Source organism: Rhodococcus sp. IEGM 1379, assembly GCF_030056815.1.
Classification (GTDB): domain Bacteria; phylum Actinomycetota; class Actinomycetes; order Mycobacteriales; family Mycobacteriaceae; genus Rhodococcus_F.
This window is the reverse complement of record NZ_JASHKR010000169.1, coordinates 1-2,525: the sequence shown is the minus strand read 5'-3', so window position 1 is coordinate 2,525 and position 2,525 is coordinate 1. Positions and strand designations below refer to the sequence as shown.

At 61.5% G+C, this 2,525-nt stretch carries 4 protein-coding genes; all 4 read left to right on the top strand.

The window, feature by feature from the left end:
* Window positions 1-27: 27 nt before the first annotated feature.
* The 4 genes from infC (at window position 28) to QM600_RS29260 (ending at window position 2,239) form a co-directional block, all read left to right on the top strand.
* Window positions 28-708 carry a translation initiation factor IF-3 gene (infC, locus tag QM600_RS29275; protein ID WP_283265269.1) on the top strand — a complete coding sequence of 227 codons (681 nt, stop codon included), beginning with the start codon at window positions 28-30 and terminating at the stop codon, window positions 706-708.
* Window positions 709-751: 43 nt separating this feature from the next.
* Entirely contained in the window at window positions 752-946 is a 195-nt protein-coding gene (gene rpmI / locus QM600_RS29270) for a 50S ribosomal protein L35 (RefSeq protein ID WP_094273458.1), read from the top strand.
* Window positions 947-1,010: 64 nt separating this feature from the next.
* Window positions 1,011-1,400 (top strand): 50S ribosomal protein L20, encoded by a 390-nt coding sequence (gene rplT, locus QM600_RS29265; protein ID WP_283265267.1) that lies wholly within the window; start codon window positions 1,011-1,013, stop codon window positions 1,398-1,400.
* Window positions 1,401-1,423: 23 nt separating this feature from the next.
* Window positions 1,424-2,239 carry a TrmH family RNA methyltransferase gene (locus tag QM600_RS29260; RefSeq protein WP_283265266.1) on the top strand — a complete coding sequence of 272 codons (816 nt, stop codon included), beginning with the start codon at window positions 1,424-1,426 and terminating at the stop codon, window positions 2,237-2,239.
* Window positions 2,240-2,525: the final 286 nt, after the last annotated feature.

The window sequence follows — 2,525 nt, the reverse complement described above, 5'->3', positions numbered from 1 at the left end:
TGCGGGCGGTACGGGCTGCGTGCGGTCATGAAGACCGCACCGTTCAACCTAGGAGGCCCCATCAGCACTGAGACCCGCATCAACGATCGTATCCGAGTTCCCGAGGTCCGTTTGGTCGGACCGGGCGGTGAACAGGTAGGCATCGTGCGTGTTGAAGATGCACTCCGCTTGGCCCTGGAGGCCGACCTCGATCTCGTCGAGGTAGCTCCCGATGCCCGTCCGCCGGTCTGCAAGATCATGGACTACGGCAAGTTCAAGTACGAGGCAGCGCAGAAAGCACGCGAGTCGCGTAAGAACCAGACGTTGACGGTCATCAAAGAGCAGAAGCTCCGGCCGAAGATCGACGCCCATGACTACGAAACGAAGAAGCGCAACGTTGTTCGCTTCCTCGAGGCAGGTTCCAAGGTCAAGGTCACGATCATGTTCCGCGGACGTGAGCAGTCACGTCCCGAGCTTGGCTACCGACTCCTGCAGCGTCTCGGAGCAGACGTCGCGGACCTCGGTTTCGTCGAGACCTCGGCAAAGCAGGACGGTCGCAACATGACGATGGTTCTGGCGCCGCACAAGGGTGCCAAGACTCGCGTCAAGGCACAGGAAAGCGCACAGGCGCCGGTCGCTCAGGCCGCACCGAAGCCCGCTCCTGAGGCCCCCGCAGCACCGGCAGCTCCGGCGGCGGACGAAACCACGCCAGAAGCTCCGACCAGCTAGTCGATTCCCTAGCATCACCACGTAACAAAGAACTGAGGACTCCATGCCCAAGATGAAGAGCCACAGCGGCGCCTCGAAGCGATTCAAGGTGTCCGGCAGCGGAAAGCTCATGCGCCAGAAGGCCGGCCGTCGCCACCTTCTCGAGCACAAGTCGAGCAAGGTTACCCGTCGTCTCGACGGCACCGCTGTTGTCAGCCCTGACGACGCTCCGCGCATCAAGCGCATGCTCGGCATCTGAGTTCGCCCCCTTTATTGACCACCCGGGGTCGAATTTTCAGCCCCTAGATTGACAGGATTTTCAAGTGGCACGCGTAAAGAGGGCGGTCAACGCCCAGAAGAAGCGTCGTTCAATTCTTGCTGCATCCAGCGGCTACCGTGGACAGCGTTCGCGTCTGTACACCAAGGCGAAGGAGCAGCAGCTCCACTCGCTCGTCTACGCATACCGCGACCGCCGTGCACGCAAGGGCGAGTTCCGTAAGCTGTGGATCACGCGTATCAACGCTGCAGCTCGCGCCAACGACATGACGTACAACCGCCTCATTCAGGGCTTGCACCTGGCAGAGGTCGAGGTCGACCGCAAGATGCTGGCCGAGCTCGCTGTTTCCGACATGGAGGCCTTTGTTGCCCTCGTCGCAATCGCGAAGGCCGCTCTGCCGGCTGACGTGAATGCGCCTGCCGGAGAAGCAGCCTGATCGACGCATCACAGCAACGGCCCGTGGATCCGCTCACCGAGCGGACACCGCGGGTCGTTTCTGCTGTCAAGCTCCTGCGCACAGCAGAACGACGTAAAGCAGGACGTTTCCTCGTCGAGGGCGAGAATTCCGTGACGGAAGTCTTGAACGGCGAGGCCCGCTCGGTGCATGACCTTTTCTATACCGAGGATGCAGCCGAGCGTTATCAGCATGTCATCGACCTCGCGCTGACCGCCGGTGTGCGGGTATCGCTTGTCACGGACCGCGCGGCCAAAGCGTTGAGTGACACGGTCACACCGCCCGGACTGGTTGCCGTGTGTGATCTCCTCGATGTTCCGCTGAGTGATGCGATCCGCGCAGGGACCAGGCTCCTTGCAGTTCCCGTCGAGGTCAACGAACCCGGCAACGCGGGAACTGTCATCCGGATTGCCGACGCCGTTGGTGCTGACGCCGCGATCTTGGCCGGCGACAGTGTTGATCCGCACAACGGCAAGGTTGTTCGATCATCGGCCGGGAGTCTGTTCCACCTTCCCGTTGTCCGTGAGCGCGATACCGCGGTGGTCATCGAACAGATCCGTGCCGCGGGTATCCAAATTTTGGCGACAGCAGCCGACGGTGAAATCGACCTCGACAATGCCGACGAACTCCTGAGCAAGCCGACCGCTTGGCTGTTCGGTAACGAAGCGCACGGACTTGACCCGGCGATCGCGGCTCAGGCTGATTTTCGGGTTCGGATTCCGATCCACGGCCGTGCAGAGAGCCTCAACCTGGCGACTGCCGCCGCGATCTGTCTCTACGCGAGTGCACGGGTGCAGAATCGCACCGCAGATCAAGGCTGACAATTTTACGGAAATGACCTCTCGGCATTCGATTTAAGGAAGCCTGAGAGAATACGGGGCAGAGAGACTGCTCGACAGCAGTTGACATGCTCGACCGCAGCACAGAAGTAAACCGAGAAGCGACAGGAGTGTCACAGCCGTGGCCAAAAATGAGGGCGCGACCCCGCCGGACGTCGATGCGAGTGCGCTCACCGAAGAGGCGTTGACCGCTGCGGCTGAGAACGCCGAGAAGGCGCTTGCGGACGCCGCAGACCTGGATGCGCTCGCGCATGTCAAGGTGGAGCAC